The sequence below is a fragment of the Pseudomonas sp. 2hn genome (genome assembly GCF_019646095.1).
GTDB lineage: Bacteria > Pseudomonadota > Gammaproteobacteria > Pseudomonadales > Pseudomonadaceae > Aquipseudomonas > Aquipseudomonas peradeniyensis.
On record NZ_CP081016.1, the window covers coordinates 3,372,752 to 3,389,986 of the forward strand.

Here is a 17,235-nt window from a genome sequence, read left to right on the forward strand (position 1 = left end):
CCTGGGGCTGCTGCGCAGCCCTTTCCGACCGGTCCGACGCCTCGGCAAGGCCGCTCCTACAGGGAATGATACTGCCTTGAAATCATGCGTCCGGATCGATGACCGCACCCGTCCTATCATTGCGCGTGATAATAACCTTCGCTCCGTTTGATTCGTGCGCCACGCGCAAGACACTCACACTCCGCCCACTACTAATACATTGGCGGAGTTCTCCATGGATCACTCACTCAAACCCTTGCGCTTTCCCCTCGCTGCCCTGGCAGTGGTGGTGCTCAGCGCTTGCGGTCGCACCCCCGACGCCGTGCAGGCTCCCGCCGCGCCCAAGGTCAGCGTAGCCAAGGTGATCGAACAGCCGATCAACGAATGGGACGAGTTCACCGGCCGCCTCGAAGCGCCGGAAACCGTCGAAGTGCGTCCACGGGTGTCTGGCCAGATCGACCAGGTGGCCTTCACCGAAGGCGCCCAGGTCAAGAAAGGCGACCTGCTGTTCCAGATCGACCCGCGCCCGTTCCAGGCTGAAGTGCGCCGCCTCGAAGCCCAGTTGCAACAAGCCAAGGCCACCGCCATCCGCAGCGCCAACGAAGCCCGCCGTGGCGAACGCCTGCGCGACAGCAACGCCATCTCCGCGGAACTGGCGGAGTCGCGCACCAGCGCCGCCGCCGAGGCCCGCGCCGGGGTCGACGCGATCCAGGCCCAGCTCGACCTGGCCCGCCTGAACCTGAGCTTCACCCGCGTCACCGCGCCGATCAGCGGCCGCGTCAGCCGCGCCCAGTTCACCGCCGGCAACATCGTCAGCGCCGATGTCACCCCGCTGACCAGCGTGGTCTCCACCGACAAGGTCTACGCCTACTTCGACGCCGACGAGCGCGTGTACCTCAAGTACAGCCAGCTCGCCCGCGACGGCCAGCGCGGCCAGAGCACCCCGGTGTACCTGGGCCTGACCAACGAGACCGGCAACCCGCACCTGGGCCAGATGAACTTCGTCGACAACCAGGTCAACCCGCGCACCGGCACCATCCGTGGCCGCGCCGTGTTCGACAACCGCGACGGCCAGTTCACCCCCGGCCTGTATGCACGCCTGAAGCTGGTCGGCAGCGCCCAGTACGACGCCGTGCTGATCAACGACGAAGCGGTCGGCACCGACCTTGGCAAGAAGTTCGTGCTGGTCATGGACAAGGACAACAAGGCTGCCTACCGCGCCGTGGAACTGGGACCCAAGCTCGAAGGCCTGCGCATCGTGCGCAGCGGCCTGGGCAAGGACGACCGCATCGTGGTCAAGGGCCTGCAGCGTGTGCGCCCAGGCTCGCCGGTCACGCCTGAGGAAACCCAGATGGCCAGCGAACAGACCCTCGCCGCCCTCGCCCAGCAGCGCCAGGCCCTCGAAGCCAGCAACCCGGCGCCGAAGGTTGCCGGCGCCAATGTCAAAGTCGCCAGCGCCCAAGCGCCGCGCGGTTAAGGGACAACACCGATGAACTTTTCGAAATTCTTCATTACCCGGCCGATCTTCGCCGCGGTGCTGTCGCTGGTGCTGCTGATCGCGGGTTCCATCTCGCTGTTCCAGCTGCCGATCAGCGAATACCCCGAAGTGGTGCCGCCTACCGTGGTGGTGCGCGCCAACTTCCCCGGCGCCAACCCCAAGGTGATCGGCGAGACCGTCGCCGCGCCCCTGGAGCAGGCCATCACCGGTGTCGAGAACATGCTGTACATGTCCTCGCAATCCACCGCCGACGGCAAGCTGACCCTGACCATCACCTTCGCCCTCGGTACCGACCTGGACAACGCCCAGGTGCAGGTGCAGAACCGCGTGACCCGCACCCAGCCCAAGCTGCCGGAAGAGGTGACGCGCATTGGTATCACCGTCGACAAGGCCTCGCCCGACCTGACCATGGTCGTGCACCTGACCTCGCCGGACAACCGCTACGACATGCTGTACCTGTCCAACTACGCCATCCTCAACATCAAGGATGAACTGGCACGCCTGGGTGGCGTGGGTGACGTGCAGCTGTTCGGCATGGGCGACTACTCGCTGCGGGTGTGGCTCGACCCGAACAAGACCGCTTCGCGCAACCTGACCGCCAGCGACGTGGTGGCCGCCATTCGCGAGCAGAACCGCCAGGTCGCCGCCGGCCAGCTGGGCGCCCCGCCTGCCCCGGGTTCGACCAGCTTCCAGCTGTCGATCAACACTCAAGGCCGCCTGGTCAACGAGGAAGAGTTCGAGAACATCATCATCCGCGCCGGCGCCAACGGCGAGATCACGCGCCTGAAGGACATCGCCCGGGTCGAGCTCGGCTCCAGCCAGTATGCCCTGCGCTCGCTGCTGAACAACCAGCCGGCGGTGGCCATTCCGATCTTCCAGCGCCCGGGCTCCAACGCCATCGAAATCTCCGACGAAGTGCGGGCGAAAATGGCCGAGCTGAAGAAAGAGTTCCCGGAAGGCATGGACTACAGCATCGTCTATGACCCGACCGTGTTCGTCCGTGGCTCCATCGAAGCGGTGGTGCACACCCTTTTCGAAGCGCTGATCCTGGTCGTGCTGGTGGTGATCCTGTTCCTGCAGACCTGGCGCGCCTCGATCATCCCGCTGATGGCCGTGCCGGTCTCGCTGATCGGCACCTTCGCGGTGATGCACCTGTTCGGCTTCTCGCTCAACGCGCTGTCGCTGTTTGGCCTGGTGCTGGCCATCGGTATCGTGGTGGACGACGCCATCGTCGTGGTGGAGAACGTCGAGCGTAACATCGGCCTTGGCCTGAAACCGCTGGAAGCCACGCAGAAGGCCATGAGCGAAGTGACCGGCCCGATCATCGCCACCGCCCTGGTGCTGTGCGCCGTGTTCGTGCCTGCCGCGTTCATTTCCGGCCTAACCGGGCAATTCTACAAGCAGTTCGCCCTGACCATCGCCATCTCCACCGTGATCTCGGCGTTCAACTCGCTGACCCTGTCGCCGGCCCTGGCCGCCGTGCTGCTGAAGGACCACCATGCGCCCAAGGACCGTTTCTCGCGGTTCCTGGAAAAGCTGCTGGGCAGCTGGCTGTTCGCCCCATTCAACCGCTTCTTCGACCGCGCCAGCCATGGCTATGTCGGCGGCGTGCGCCGGGTCATCCGCTCCAGCGGCATTGCCCTGTTCGTCTATGCCGGTTTGATGGGCCTGACCTACCTGGGCTTCTCGTCCACCCCGACCGGCTTCGTCCCGGCCCAGGACAAGCAGTACCTGGTGGCCTTCGCCCAGCTGCCTGACGCCGCCAGCCTCGACCGTACCGAGGCTGTGATCAAGAAGATGAGCGAGATCGCCCTCAAGCAACCCGGCGTGGCCGATTCGGTGGCCTTCCCAGGCCTGTCGATCAACGGCTTCACCAACAGCCCGAACAGCGGCATCGTGTTCACCCCGCTCAAGCCGTTCGACGAGCGCAAGGACCCGAGCCAGTCGGCGGCGGCCATCGCGGCAGCCCTGAACGCCCAGTTCGCCGATATCCAGGACGCCTACATCGCGATCTTCCCGCCTCCGCCGGTCCAAGGCCTGGGCACCATCGGCGGCTTCCGCCTGCAGATCGAGGACCGCGGCAACCTGGGCTACGAAGCGCTGTACAAAGAGACCCAGAACATCATCGCCAAGAGCCACAACGTGCCGGAACTGGCGGGCCTGTTCACCAGCTACCAGGTCAACGTGCCGCAGGTCGATGCCGCCATCGACCGGGAAAAGGCCAAGACCCACGGCGTGGCGATCAATGACATCTTCGACACCCTGCAGGTCTACCTGGGCTCGCTGTACACCAACGACTTCAACCGCTTCGGCCGCACCTACCAGGTCAACGTCCAGGCCGAGCAGCAGTTCCGCCTCGATGCCGAGCAGATCGGCCAGCTGAAGGTGCGCAACAACCTGGGCGAGATGATCCCGCTGGCGACCTTCCTCAAGGTCAGCGACACCTCCGGGCCTGACCGGGTCATGCACTACAACGGCTTCATCACCGCCGAGATCAACGGTGCCGCGGCCCCCGGCTACAGCTCCGGCCAAGCGGAGGCTGCGATCGAGAAGCTGCTCAAGGAGGAACTGCCCAACGGCATGACCTTCGAGTGGACCGACCTGACCTACCAGCAGATCCTCTCGGGCAACACCGCGCTGTTCGTGTTCCCGCTCTGCGTGCTGCTGGCCTTCCTGGTGCTGGCCGCCCAGTACGAGAGCTGGAGCCTGCCGCTGGCGGTGATCCTGATCGTGCCGATGACCCTGCTGTCGGCCATCACCGGGGTGATCGTCTCCGGTGGCGACAACAACATCTTCACCCAGATCGGCTTGATCGTACTGGTGGGCCTGGCGTGCAAGAACGCCATCCTGATCGTCGAGTTCGCCAAGGATGAACAGGCCAAGGGCCTCGACCCGCTGGCCGCCGTGCTGGAAGCCTGCCGCCTGCGCCTGCGGCCGATCCTGATGACCTCGATCGCCTTCATCATGGGCGTGGTACCGCTGGTGTTCAGCTCCGGCGCCGGTTCCGAGATGCGTCACGCCATGGGTGTGGCGGTGTTCTCGGGGATGATCGGGGTGACCGTGTTCGGCCTGTTCCTGACCCCGGTGTTCTTCTTCCTGATCCGCCGTTTCGTCGAGCGTCGCCAGGCCCGCAAGGCCGAGCACGCAGTGGCGCTGGAGAACCACGCATGAAGTTGCTCAAACCCCTGACCCCGAGCCTGCTGGCGCTGGCCCTGGCGGCCTGCGCGGTAGGTCCGGACTACAAGGCCCCGCTGACCGAACCGGCCAAGCTGGACGCCGGCCTTGAGGCCAAAGCCTATGACCGCAGCCGCTTCGAGAGCGTGTGGTGGAAACAGTTCGACGACCCGGTGCTGAACCAGTTGGTGCAGGCATCGCTGGACGGCAACCGCGACCTGCGCGTGGCGTTCGCCCGCCTGAAAGCGGCGCGGTCGATTCGCGAGGACGTGTCCAACGACCAGATCCCCGTGGTCACCAGCCGCGCCAGCAGCGACCTGGGCAAGGGCCAGGTGCCCGGCCAGACCGAGCGCCGGGTCAACAGCGAGCGCTACGACCTGGGCCTGGACATGGCCTGGGAGCTCGACCTGTTCGGCCGCATCCAGCGCCAGATCGAAGCCAGCGAAGCGCAGGAAGCCGCCGCCGAAGCCGACCTGCAGCAGTTGCAGGTCAGCCTGATCGCCGAGCTGGTCGACGCCTACGGCCAGTTGCGCGGCGCCCAGCTGCGCGAGCAGATCGCCGTGGCCAACCTGAAGACCCAGCAGCAGTCGCGGGACATCACCGTGACCCTGCGCGACACCGGGGTCGGCAACGAGCTCGACGTGGTCCGCGCCGACGCCCGCCTGGCGGGTGTCGAAGCCACCGTGCCGCAGCTGCAGGCCGAACAGGTGCGGGCCAAGAACCGCATCGCCACCCTGCTCGGCCAGCGGCCGGACGGGATGACCGTGGACCTCTCGCCCAAGGCCCTGCCGGCCATCGCCAAGGCCTTGCCGGTGGGCGACCCCGGCGAGCTGCTGCGCCGCCGCCCGGACATCCGCAGCGCCGAGCGCCAGCTGGCGGCAGCCACGGCCAACGTCGGCGTGGCCACCGCCGACCTGTTCCCGCGGGTCAGCCTCAGCGGCTTCCTCGGTTTCACCGCCGCGCGCGGCTCGCAGATCGGCTCCTCGGCGGCCAACGCCTGGGCGTTGGGCCCGAGCATCACCTGGGCAGCCTTCGACCTGGGCAGCGTGCGCGCCCGCCTGCGCGGGGCCAAGGCCGATGCCGAAGGCGCCCTGGCCAACTACGAACAGCAGGTGCTGCTGGCCCTGGAGGAATCCTCCAATGCCTTCAGCGACTACGGCAAGCGCCAGCAGCGCCTGCTGGCGCTGATGCGCCAGAGCGACGCCAGCCGCAAGGCCGCGGAACTGGCCTCGGTGCGCTACCGCGAGGGCACTGTGGACTACCTGGTGCTGCTCGACGCCGAGCGCGAACGCCTGAGCGCCGAGGATGCCCAGGCCCAGGGCGAGGTCGAGCTGTACAGCGGCATCGTCGCGATCTACAAGGCGCTCGGCGGCGGCTGGCAACCCGACGTGGTGGCCAGCTCGCGCTGACCGCACTCTGATGTGAAGACTCCTTTGGTTGGTTCCTCCCCCAACCGTTTGCCCCGATGGCCTTGGCTATCGGGGCTTTTTTATGCCGTCGCACTCATCACAGGTACTTGCCTTCAGACAAATCCCGAAATACTGTATGAATAACCAGTCATTTCGGACCATTCCATGCAGCTCATCGCCAAGCTCGGCATCCTCGCCGACGCCGCCAAGTACGACGCGTCCTGCGCCAGCAGCGGCGCCCCCAAGCGCAGCTCCCGTGGTCGCGACGGCCTCGGCGCCACCGACGGCATGGGCATCTGCCACAGCTACACCCCCGACGGGCGCTGCGTGTCGCTGCTCAAGGTGCTGCTGACCAACTTCTGCCTGTACGACTGCCAGTATTGCGTCAACCGCCGTTCCAGCAATGTGCCGCGGGCGCGCTTCAGCCCCGAGGAGGTGGTGCGCCTGACCCTGGACTTCTACCGGCGCAATTGCATCAGCGGCCTGTTTCTCAGCTCCGGCATCATCCGCTCGGCCGACTACACCATGGAGCAGTTGATCCGGGTGGCCCGCCTGCTGCGCGAGGAGCATGGTTTTCGCGGCTACATCCACCTCAAGACCATCCCTGACGCCGACCCCATGCTGATCGAGGAAGCCGGGCGCCTGGCCGACCGCCTGAGCGTGAACATCGAACTGCCCACCGACGCCAGCCTCGAACGCCTGGCCCCGGAAAAACGCGCCAGCACCATCCGCCAGGCCATGGGCGTGATCCACCACGGCCAGCGGGCCGTCGCCGGCGAACCACGGGCGCCACGCTTCACCCCCGCCGGACAGAGCACCCAGGTCATCGTCGGTGCCGACGCCACCGATGACAGCTCCCTGCTGCGCAACGCCGAGTCGCTGTACCAGGGCTATGGCCTCAGACGCGTCTACTACTCCGCCTTCAGCCCGATCCCCGACAGCCCGTCCAGCGTGCCCCTGGCCGCCCCGCCGCTGCTGCGCGAACACCGCCTGTACCAGGCCGACTTCCTCCTGCGCGGCTACGGCTACAAGGCCGGCGAACTGCTGGGCGAAACCGGCAACCTGGCCCTGGACATCGACCCCAAGCTGGCCTGGGCGCTGGCCAACCGCGAGGTGTTCCCGCTCGACGTCAACCGCGCCGAGCCGGCCCTGCTGGCGCGCATCCCCGGTATCGGCCTGCGCAGTGTGCAGCGCCTGGTGGCCCTGCGCCGCGAGCGGCGCATCCGCTACGACGACCTGATCCAGTTGCGCTGCGTGCTGGACAAGGCCCGCCCGTTCATCGTCACCAGCGACTACCGCCCGGCCCAGGCCGAGCTGCGCAGCGGCCTGCTGCGCGCCCGCCTGCGCGAACCCCAGGCACCGGTGCAGATGGGCCTGTGGGGATGATTGCGCTGGATTGCGGTGACGACTTCGCCACCTGGCGCGACCAGGCGCGGCAACTACTCGGCCATGGCATCGACCCGGCCACGGTGACCTGGGGCCAGGCGCGAATGGACGACCTGCTGGCCGAGCCCACGCCCCTGCCCGCCGGCCCCGGCCCGTTCCGCGCCCGCGTGCCGGCGGCGCTGCTGGCCCAGTTGGAACAGGCCGGTCGCTACCGCGGCGAGCAACGCTGGAACCTGTTGTACGAAGTGCTGTGGCGCGTCGCCCATGGCGACCGCACCGCCATGCTCGCCGGCGACCGCCTGGGCAGCGAGATGCAGCGGCGCATTCGCCAGGTCGGCCGCGAAGCCCATCACCTGCATGCCTTCGTGCGCTTCGTGCCGCTGCCCGAGGCACTGGCCGAACAGTTGCAACTGGACCTGGTGGCCTACCACGAACCGGCCCACGACATCCTCGACAGCGCCTGCGGGCATTTCGCCGATCGCCTGGGGCGCCAGCGCTGGTTGATCGCCACCCCCCTCGACGGCGTGCGCTTCGACGGCCAGCATTTGGACTACCGACGCCAATGCCCGGAGCAATGGCGGCAGTGGGCGCGCAACGCCGAGGACCCCGGTGCCGAGCTGTGGCTGGCCTACTACCGGCACACCTTCAACCCCGCCCGGCTCAACCCCGGCGCCTTGCGCCAGCACCTGCCCGGGCGCTTCTGGCGTCATCTGCCGGAGGGCCCGCTGATCCCCGAGCTGGTCGGCCAGGCGCGCCATGGCAAGCAGCGTGACGGACAGGCGCTGGAGGTCGGGCGCCAGCGGGGCAAACGGATTGCCGCAGGGAGCCACTCAACCAATCCAAATGAATTGAATTTGTGAAAAATTCATCATTTTCAGCTTCGAATGCATTGTTGCGGGGCTGACAATCCGACACACTTATTGCTAATTATTCTCATAAGCACTAGCAATAAGGATAAAGCCCGGCATGTCACTGCACGTCTCCCCTCACCGCTTTACGCCCACCCGCAACCTGCTGGCCATGGCCATCTGCATGGCAACCCTCACTCCCGCGCTGGCCGAGGAGCAAGCGCCGGCGGTGATCGAGCTGGGCGCCACGGCCATCAACGACAGCAGCCTGGGCAGCACCACCGAGGGGTCGAAGTCGTACACCACCGGCTCCATGGCCACCGCCACCAAGCTGCCGCTGACCATGCGCGAAACGCCCCAGGCGGTGACCGTGATCACCCGCCAGCGCATGGACGACCAGGGCATGACCAGCATCAACGACGTGGCCCGGTACACGCCGGGGCTGTTCCTCAACCAGTCCAATGGCCCGGGTCGGCAGACCTACAAGGCCCGCGGCTTCGATGTCGACAACATCATGTACGACGGCATCCCCAGCGCCTACACCGGCTGGGTGGTCGGCGCCCAGCCCAACCTGGCGATGTTCGACCGGGTCGAGGTGGTGCGGGGCGCCACCGGGCTGGTCACCGGCTCCGGCACGCCGTCGGCGGCCATCAACCTGGTGCGCAAGCGTCCGCTGGCGGAACAGAAGGTCACCCTCACCGGCGCCGCCGGCAGCTGGGACAACTACCGCGGCGAACTCGACGCCTCCAGCCCGCTCAACGACAGCGGCACCCTGCGCGGCCGCGTGGTGGCCTCGTACCGCGACGCCAACGGTTTCCGTGATGGGCAACAGGAGGATCACGGGCTGTTCTACGCGATCACCGAGGCCGACCTGGGCGAGGACACCACCCTGACGCTTGGCCTGTCCCACCAGAAGGACAAGACCAACGTGTTCTGGGGCGCGATCCCCACCGACCTCAATGGCCACCATCAGGACCTGCCGCGTTCGTACAACCCGGCTACCGACTGGGAGGTCAAGGACCAGGAGATCAACACCCTGTTCGCCGAGCTGCGCCAGCGCCTGGCCAACGACTGGAAGCTGCAGGTCAACGCCATCTACAGCGAGCAGAACGCGCTGTTCCGCGGCTCCTACCAGTCGCGCTGGGACCTGGCCAAGCCGCTGAGCCGCACGGTCTACCAATCGGCCCACGACGAGAACCAGCTGGGCCTGGACACCTTTGCCAGCGGCCCGTTCGAGGCCTTCGGTCGCAGCCACGAGCTGGTGGTCGGTGCCAGCAAGCGCATCTACGACATGACCGAGCGCAACTACAGCCCCTACGACCTGGACTACCCCATCGATGGCGGCAAGCCGGACTTCCTGCACACTGGCAGCAGCCGCTACCTGATCAACCAGGAAGGCGTCTACACCACCACCCGCCTGAGCCTGGCCGACCCGCTCAAGCTGATCCTCGGCGGGCGCCTTGACTGGTACGACTACGACCAGCGCGGCAGCAACGAGGGCGACTACAAGGTGACCCGCAACGTCACCCGCTATGCCGGCCTGATCTACGAGCTGGACGAGCACCACTCGCTGTACACCAGCTACACCGACATCTTCCAGCCCCAGGACAACAAGGACCCCAGCGGCACGCCGGTGCGGCCGATCGAGGGCAAGAACTACGAAGTGGGCATCAAGGGCGAGTACTTCGACGGTGCACTCAACGCCAGCCTCGCGGTGTTCCGCATCGACCAGCAGAACCGCGCGGTCGAAGTGGACAAGAGCCTGTGCCGGGCCGGCCAGTTCGCCTGCTACGAAGCGTCAGGCGAAGTGCGCAGCCAGGGTATCGACTTCGAGCTGCAGGGCGCGTTGACCGAACAGTGGCAGATCGGCGCCGGCTATACCTATGCCCGCGTGCACACGGTCAAGGACGCGAAGAACCCGGAAAAGGTCAACAAGCCGTTCGAATCCGACACGCCGCAGCACCAGTTGAAGCTGTTCACCACCTACCGCTTCCAGGGCCCACTGGAGAAACTGCGGATCGGTGGCGGCGTCACCTGGCAGAGCCGCATGTACAACGACTTCACCGTGGCCGACGGCAGCAGCTACCGCCTCGAGCAGGGCGCCTACGCCGTCACCGACCTGATGGCCGGCTACGCGGTCAACCAGCACCTGGACCTGCAGCTCAACGCCAACAACGTGTTCGACCGCAAGTACTACTCGTCGATCTCCAAGTCGGTGAACTATGGCGGCGATACCTTCGGCGATCCGCGCAACCTGATGCTGACGGCCAAGTACAGTTTCTGAGTCCCAGGGCACAGGGACGCGCCTCTAGGCCTCACGCGCTCCCCCTGTAGGAGCGGCCTTGTGCCGCGAAAGGGCTGCGTAGCGGCCCCAGGATTTCAGCGTTGATACAAGGATCGCTGGGGCCGCTTTGCGGCCCTTTCGCGGCACAAGGCCGCTCCTACAGGCTTCACGCATGCACCCATCGCCGATGCAGCCCGCGCGCCAAGGCATCGAGCATGAACCCCAACACCCCGATCAGCAGCACCATCGCCATCAACTCCGAGTAGGCCAGCCGATCACGGGTATCAAGGATGAAATAGCCCAGCCCGGCACTGACCCCAAGCATTTCGCACGGCACCAGCACGATCCACAGGATGCCGATGGCCAGGCGCACGCCGGTCAGCACATGGCCGATCACCCCGGGGATGATCACCTTGCACAAGGTCTCCCAACGCGTGGCGCTGAGGCTGCGGCTCAACTGCAGCCAGCGCGGGTCGAGCTGGCGCACCCCGGCGGCGGTGTTCAGCAAGATCGGCCACAGCGCGGCGAAGGCCAGCAGGAAGTAGATCGGCTGGTCGCCCACCCCCATCAGCATCACCACCACCGGCATCCACGACAGCGGCGAGATCATGCGCAGGAACTGGAACGCCGGCGTGGTCGCCGCCTCCAGATGCCGGTAGCTGCCCACCAGCAGGCCCAGCGGCACGCCGATCAGCAGCGCCAGCAGCAGGCCGACGAGGATGCGCTTCAAGCTCACCCAGATATGCCCGTAGACCTCGCCCTGCCCCAGCAGCTCCACCAAACTCTGCAGCGTGGCCTGGGGCGCGAAGCGCGCCGACAGGCCATCGGCGGTGCCGAACAGGCGCACGCCCGCCCACCACAGCAACAACAGCGCCGCCAGACCCGCCAGGCCCAGGGCGCCATGCACGACATGCCTGCGCATCAGACCGCGAACTCCTCGCTACGCTGGAAGTTCTCGGCGATGCCGAACGCGGCCGGGCCGCCCACGGCGGCGATGGCGTTGCGCACGAAGCGCTCGTCCACCAGGTCGCGGGCAGTCTGCGCCGGGTCCAGGCCGGCGAGGAAATCGCTCTCGCCGACGATCAGGGTGTTCTTCAGGCGCTTGACCAGTTCCTCGGTATAACTGGGGAACGGGTAAGGCTGGAAGTCGATGCGCTTCTCGTCCCATTGCTGGTGCTGGATCGCACCGCTGGCGATGTAGCCGGCGCGGTCTTCGGCGGAAGGCGCCAGCACCTTGGTCAGCACCGCCGGCTCGTGCGGGGTGTACTTGTTGGGGCCGGCCTTGGACAGCAGCGCGGCGGCCTCGGCACGGTGCTCGCGGGTCCACTGCTGGGCCTTGACGATGGCGTTGACCACCTTCTGCGACCACTCCGGGCGATTGTTCAGGTCGTGCTCGTGCATGAACACCACGCAGCAGGCATGGTTGCGCCAGACATCGCCGGTGAAACGCTGCACGCGGCCGACCTTTAAGTTCTCGGCCAGGGCGTTGAACGGCTCGGCGACGATATAGCCGGCGATGCGCTTGCTGGCCAGGGCCGGCGGCATGTCCGACGGTGGCAGCACCAGCAGGTTGACCTCGTTGTCCGCCAGTTGCGCGTCGGCCGGCTTGGACACGGGCTTGAGGCCGTTATCGCCGAGCATCTGCTGCAGCACCACGTTGTGGATCGAGTACCAGAACGGAATGGCCACGGTCTTGCCGCCGAGCTGCTTCATCTCGGTGATGTCCAGGGCCACGGTCAGGCCCGAGCCGCCGACGTGGTTCCAGGCCACGACCTTGGCCGGCACCTTGCTGCCATAGCGTGCCCACACGGTCATCGGCGACAGCAGGTGGATGACATTGACCTGGCCGGAGATGAACGCCTCGATCACCTGCGCCCAGCTGCGCAGCAGTACCGGGCGCTCGGCCTTGATGCCCTCGGCCTCGAACAGGCCGTTGTTGTGCGCCACCAGCAAGGGCGTGGCGTCGGTGATCGGCAGGTAGCCGATGCGCACCGGCGCGTCCGGCTCGGCGGCGGCCCGGGCCTGCAGGCTCGACAGCAGCGGCACGGCGCCGGCGGCGGTGAGCATGGCGCTCAGCTTGAGAAAATCGCGACGGGACGTCGTGGAACAGCAGTCATCCATGCACATGGACAGCCTCCGAGGGCAAGGGGGATGGAGTGGGTTCGGCTGTGCGGCTTGCCCGCCGAAGGGTTTTCAGGATCTCGATGCGCAGCGCGCCCAGTTCCTCGACCCGCTGCGCGCGCGGCTGCGGCAGATCGATGTGCCACTGGCCGAGGGTGCGCGCCGGGTGGTTGCCCAGTAGCAGCACACGATCGGACAGCAGCAGGGCTTCGTCGATGTCGTGGGTGATCAGCACGGCGGCGGTGTTGTGGGTGGCGATCAGTTGCAGCAGCAGTTGCTGCATGTCGGCCCGGGTCACCTCGTCCAGCGCGCCGAAGGGTTCGTCCAGCAACAGCACCTCGGGCTGGCGCGCCAGGCAGCGGGCCAGCGCGGTGCGCTGGGCCATGCCGCCGGACAGCTGCGCCGGGTACTGGCCACGGGCGTGAGCCAGGCCCACCGCGTCGATGGCGTGGTCGATCCGTGCGCGCCGCTCGGCCGCCGGCAGCTTGGGCTGGCGGGCGAAGTCGAGGCCGAAGGCGACGTTCTTCTCAAGGCTCAGCCAGGGCAGCAGGCTGGGGTCCTGGAAGGCCACTGCCAGGCGCGGATGCGGCCCCTGCAACGGCTCGCCACGCAACTGCACGCTGCCGCCACGGGCCTGCTGCAGGCCGGCCAGCACGCGCAGCAGGCTGGACTTGCCGACCCCGCTGGGGCCAAGGATGCTGACCACCTCCCCCGGCGCCAGCGCCAGGTCGAACTGCTCCAGCACCGCCTGCCAGCCACCCTCGCGCGGGTAGCCCAGGCTGATGTCGCGGGCTTCGAGTAGCACGTCGGTCATGCAGAGGCCGCCTGGCGTTGCAGCTCGGCGCGCAGCTGCACCAGGCTCGGGGTGACGATCGGCACGAACGCCGACTCACGCCAGCGGCGGGCGAAGCCCTCGCCGTAGGCGCTCAGGTAGGCCTTGCCACCACTGGCCTGCAACTCCAGCTGCACGGCGTCGGCGGCGCATTCGGCGAGGGTGATGCGCAGTTTGAACAAGGCGGCCGGCTGGCTCTGGAAGCGGCCGTCGAGCAGCCCCTGCTTGAGCTCGGCGACGGTGTTCTCCAGGCGCTCGGCGAGCACCTGGCGAGCCTCCTCGAGGAACGCGCCACGCTGCTGCAGGTGTGCCTGTGCCTCATCCAGGGCGCGGCGAGCCAGGCCAATGGCCATGCCGCACTGCAGCGCCAGGAACGCCGGGCGCACCCTGGGCAGGAACTCGCGGGCGTTGTCGTGCAGCAGCCAGTCGCGGGCCAGGGGTACCTGGTGGAAGGCCAGCGCCGCCGTGTTGCTCGATTGCAGGCCCATCAGTTGCAAGTCGTCGGAGCGCTCCAGGCCCGGCGCGTTCGACGGGATGGCGACCACGAACGGCGCGCCGCCGGCGTCGTCCTCGATGGCCGCGGCCACCACGAAGCCGCGCTTGCGCAGGTTGGTCACCCAGTGCAGGCGCCCCTCCAGGTTCCAGCCGTCGCTCGCGGCGCGGCCACGCACCTGCAAGGCCTCGATACCGGAAAGGAATTTCATGGCGTTGGACAGGCCGGTGGCCCCGGCCAGCTCACCCTTCAGCAGGTCGGGCAGCAGCCGTTCACACAACGCCCGGTTGGGGCTTTGCAGCAGGTATTCGATGAAGGCGCGCTGGCCCCAGCAGACAAAGGCCGCGGCCAGCGAACGGCTGGCGATGGCGGCGATGGCCTCGACCGCCGCGCTGACGTCGCCACCCGAGCCCCCCAGGGCCGGGTCGACGCCAATGCGCAGCAGTTGCGATTCGGCGATATGCGCCAGCACCAGGTGTGGATCGCACTGGCCCTGGTCGATGGCCTCGGCATTGGCATCCAGCCAATGTCGAAATGCATGATCAAGCATGTCCCTACTCCTGTTGAAACGCCGGGCACGCCGGCATCAGGCCCCGATCAGGCCGAAGGCTGCCAGCGGTACTTGCCGAGCTCGTCGTTGAGCGGCGTCTGGGCGAACACATTAGCAAAGTTGCACAGGGTTGCGAGGCTCACGCCGAGAATCACTTCCAGGGCGTTGCCTTCGCTGAAACCGGCATCACGGAATGCCTGATAGGTGACGTCAGAGACGTTGCCACGGGTGGCGATCACCTCACGGGCGAAGGCGGCCAGGGTCTCGTAGCGGGCATCGGGCAGCTCGCCACGGGCACGCAGGGCATCGACCACCTCCTGGGGCAGCTTGGCCTTGTTCAGGGCCACGGCGGTATGGCCGGCGACGCAGAAATCGCAGCCATGCTGGGTGGCGGCGATCAGTTGCACCACTTCACGCTCGGCCAGGGTCAGCTCTGACTTGCCGTTGAGCGCCGAGACGGTGACGTAGGTTTCCAGCGCCGCCGGAGCGTTGGCCAGGATGCCCAGCAGGTTGGGGATGAAGCCGGAGTTCTTCTGTGCGTTCTCGAGGAACGGGCGGGCGGCTTCCGGGGCGGTCTGCAGGCTGTGTAGAGTGATGCGTGCGGACATGGAGTGGTCTCCTTTGATGTAGGTCGCTACAGTCTGTTGGTTATAAGAAGTAGCATCCATATTCATCAGTCGCCTTTCCTTGCTCCAGAGTCCTTGCATTAGATGATTTCTTCCAGCCCCCTCGTCGATTGGTTATTAGAGAGCCTGGAGCTCGACGCCAGCCTGTTCCATGTCGGCCGCTACTGCGGGGGCTGGCACGCCAGCACCCAGGGCATGGGCCGGGCCAGTTTCCACCTGGTGGTGCAGGGCCATTGCTGGCTGCATATCGATGGCCAGGCGCAGCCACTGCGCCTGGAGAGCGGCGATGCGGTGTTCCTTTTGCGTGACCTGGCCTATCGGCTGTCCGGCGACCAGGATGCCACCGATGCCTGCGCCCAGCCGCGCCGGAGCATGCAGGCGCTGGATCTGGAAGCCGGGGACGGCGTGGGGCTGGTGTGCGGGTTCTTCCACTTCCAGTCGGGGTTGTCGTCGCTGATCGTCGACGGGCTGGCGGACTGGATCCTGCTGCGCGCCAACGACCCAGCCGCCGGCGCGGCGCGGGCACTGTTCGGGCTGATCCTCGAGGAATGCCGACGCCCGCAACCTTCGCAGGCGCTGCTCGAACGCCTTACGCACCTGTTGTTCCTGTATGTGCTGCGCCAGCAGGTGCATGCCGGCCTGTCACTCGGAGGCCTGGTCGCCCTCGCCCGCCAGCCGGCCTTCGCCGGCTTGCTGGAGCGCTTGATCGAGGATCCGGGCCAGCCCTGGACGCTGGAAAGCATGGCCGCCTGCACGGGACTGTCGCGATCGGCGTTTTTCAAGCGCTTCAATGAACTGGCCGGACAGTCGCCCGGGCAGGTGTTGCTGGCGCTGCGCATGCGCCATGCCTGCCAGTTGCTCAAGGCGGGCAATACCGTCGAACAGGTGGGCGCGCAGGCGGGCTATCAGTCAGTGGCGGCCTTTACCCGGGCGTTCGCCAAGGCGGTCGGCGTGCAGCCGGGGGCCTATCGCAAACAGCAGGGTGCGGGCTGAGGGGCATGCCCCTCAGGCTCGCCGCTGCATCCAGGCCGCCCCCAGCCCGCTGAGGCAGATCACCGCGATGCCGACCAGGCTGGTGCCGTCCGGCACCTGGCCGAACACCACCAGCCCCAGCAACCCGGCGAACACGATCTGGCAATAGCTGAACGGCGCCAGCAACGCCGGCGCGGCATGGCGGAACGCCTGGGTCAGCAACAGGTGCGCGGTCATCCCGCAGCCGCCCAGCGCCAGCATCAGCGGCACATGGGGCCATTGCGGCACCTGCCAGAAGAACGGTACCAGCGCCGTCATGATCAGGGTGTTGCACAACCCTGCGTAGAAGTTGCTGGTGGTCGGGCTGTCGTGGGCCGCCAGCTTGCGCGTCAGCAACTGGTAGAAGCAGAACCCCAGCGCCGAGCCGAAGGGGAACAGGATGGCCGGGGTGAACATCGCCCCGCCCGGGTGCACCACCACCAGCACGCCGATGAAGCCCAGCACCACCGCCGCCCACTGCCCTGGCGTCACTCGCTCCTTGAGCAGCGGCACCGACAGTGCGGTGACCAGCACCGGCGCGAGGAAGTTGACCGAGGTCGCCTCCGCCAGCGGCAGGTACTGCAGCCCGGCGGTGAACAGCAGGCTGGTGCTGAGCAGGCTCAGCGCGCGCAGGGTCTGCAGCAACGGCCGGCGGGTACGCAGCACCGCGAGGCCCGCCTTGGGCAGGAAGATCCCGGCCATCAGCAGGGTGTGCACCAGGTAACGCACCCAGACCACCATGATGATCGGGTAGATCCCACCGAGGAATTTCGACAGTGCGTCGTGGCTGGCGAACAGGAAGGTGGCCACCACCACCAGGGCGATGCCGCGCAACGGCTGGTTGACTCCGGACAGCGGCGAACTGGAACTCATGAGGCTCTCGGGCGATGGCCCCGGCATGGTGTCGGGGCATGGGCGGATTCTAGAAGAGAACCCGCGAGCGCGACAAAGCCTTGTGGTCCAACTGGTACATTCTGTTCGCTGATCGACCACTTTTGCCAACGTGTTGTTCAGCTTCAGCAGG

Annotated in this window: 13 protein-coding genes; 7 read left to right on the top strand and 6 right to left on the bottom strand. The window is 67.0% G+C overall.

The genetic code is table 11. The annotated features are described in order from the left end of the window. The first annotated feature begins 214 nt into the window (after positions 1-214). From mexE to K2O50_RS15210, 6 genes are all read left to right on the top strand, one after another. Entirely contained in the window at positions 215-1,456 is a 1,242-nt protein-coding gene (gene mexE, locus K2O50_RS15185) for a multidrug efflux RND transporter periplasmic adaptor subunit MexE (protein WP_050705838.1), read from the top strand. A 12-nt stretch (positions 1,457-1,468) separates the two neighbouring features. Beyond that, positions 1,469-4,648, top strand: a complete 3,180-nt coding sequence (locus K2O50_RS15190; protein ID WP_050705839.1) for an efflux RND transporter permease subunit — start codon at positions 1,469-1,471, stop codon at positions 4,646-4,648. After that, positions 4,645-6,060 carry an efflux transporter outer membrane subunit gene (locus tag K2O50_RS15195; RefSeq protein WP_050705840.1) on the top strand — a complete coding sequence of 472 codons (1,416 nt, stop codon included), beginning with the start codon at positions 4,645-4,647 and terminating at the stop codon, positions 6,058-6,060. Before K2O50_RS15190 ends, K2O50_RS15195 begins: the two co-directional genes overlap by 4 nt. Before the next feature lie 165 nt (positions 6,061-6,225). Next, a complete protein-coding gene (locus K2O50_RS15200; RefSeq protein WP_050705841.1) occupies positions 6,226-7,446 on the top strand; it encodes a putative DNA modification/repair radical SAM protein in 1,221 nt (406 codons plus the stop codon). Next, positions 7,443-8,306 (top strand): TIGR03915 family putative DNA repair protein, encoded by an 864-nt coding sequence (locus K2O50_RS15205; RefSeq protein WP_050705842.1) that lies wholly within the window; start codon positions 7,443-7,445, stop codon positions 8,304-8,306. The genes K2O50_RS15200 and K2O50_RS15205 overlap by 4 nt, the downstream gene beginning before the upstream one ends. Before the next feature lie 106 nt (positions 8,307-8,412). Further along, complete coding sequence (locus K2O50_RS15210; RefSeq protein WP_050705843.1) at positions 8,413-10,578, top strand: TonB-dependent siderophore receptor; 2,166 nt, start codon at positions 8,413-8,415, stop codon at positions 10,576-10,578. A 166-nt stretch (positions 10,579-10,744) separates the two neighbouring features. Here the strand turns inward: K2O50_RS15210 and K2O50_RS15215 are convergent, their stop codons facing one another. From K2O50_RS15215 to K2O50_RS15235, 5 genes are read right to left on the bottom strand one after another with little or no spacing between them, the layout of a single operon-like run. Continuing rightward, positions 10,745-11,500, bottom strand: a complete 756-nt coding sequence (locus K2O50_RS15215) for an ABC transporter permease (RefSeq protein ID WP_050705844.1) — start codon at positions 11,498-11,500, stop codon at positions 10,745-10,747. Continuing rightward, positions 11,500-12,705, bottom strand: coding sequence for an ABC transporter substrate-binding protein (locus K2O50_RS15220; RefSeq protein ID WP_050705845.1), 1,206 nt, complete (start codon positions 12,703-12,705; stop codon positions 11,500-11,502). The genes K2O50_RS15215 and K2O50_RS15220 overlap by 1 nt, the downstream gene beginning before the upstream one ends. Continuing rightward, positions 12,692-13,513, bottom strand: a complete 822-nt coding sequence (locus tag K2O50_RS15225; RefSeq protein ID WP_050705846.1) for an ABC transporter ATP-binding protein — start codon at positions 13,511-13,513, stop codon at positions 12,692-12,694. The genes K2O50_RS15220 and K2O50_RS15225 overlap by 14 nt, the downstream gene beginning before the upstream one ends. After that, on the bottom strand, positions 13,510-14,574 hold the full coding sequence (locus tag K2O50_RS15230) for an acyl-CoA dehydrogenase family protein (protein ID WP_050705847.1): 1,065 nt from the start codon (positions 14,572-14,574) through the stop codon (positions 13,510-13,512). Before K2O50_RS15230 ends, K2O50_RS15225 begins: the two co-directional genes overlap by 4 nt. 47 nt (positions 14,575-14,621) lie before the next feature. After that, the gene (locus K2O50_RS15235) at positions 14,622-15,182 is read right to left on the bottom strand and encodes a carboxymuconolactone decarboxylase family protein (protein WP_050705848.1); all 561 of its coding nucleotides are present in this window, start codon (positions 15,180-15,182) and stop codon (positions 14,622-14,624) included. A 102-nt stretch (positions 15,183-15,284) separates the two neighbouring features. Between K2O50_RS15235 and K2O50_RS15240 the strand changes: the two genes are divergently transcribed. Next, positions 15,285-16,193 carry an AraC family transcriptional regulator gene (locus K2O50_RS15240; RefSeq protein ID WP_050705849.1) on the top strand — a complete coding sequence of 303 codons (909 nt, stop codon included), beginning with the start codon at positions 15,285-15,287 and terminating at the stop codon, positions 16,191-16,193. Positions 16,194-16,205: 12 nt separating this feature from the next. Here the strand turns inward: K2O50_RS15240 and K2O50_RS15245 are convergent, their stop codons facing one another. Next, positions 16,206-17,084: a DMT family transporter gene (locus K2O50_RS15245; RefSeq protein ID WP_050705850.1), complete on the bottom strand. Its 879-nt coding sequence runs from the start codon at positions 17,082-17,084 to the stop codon at positions 16,206-16,208. Positions 17,085-17,235 lie beyond the last annotated feature (151 nt).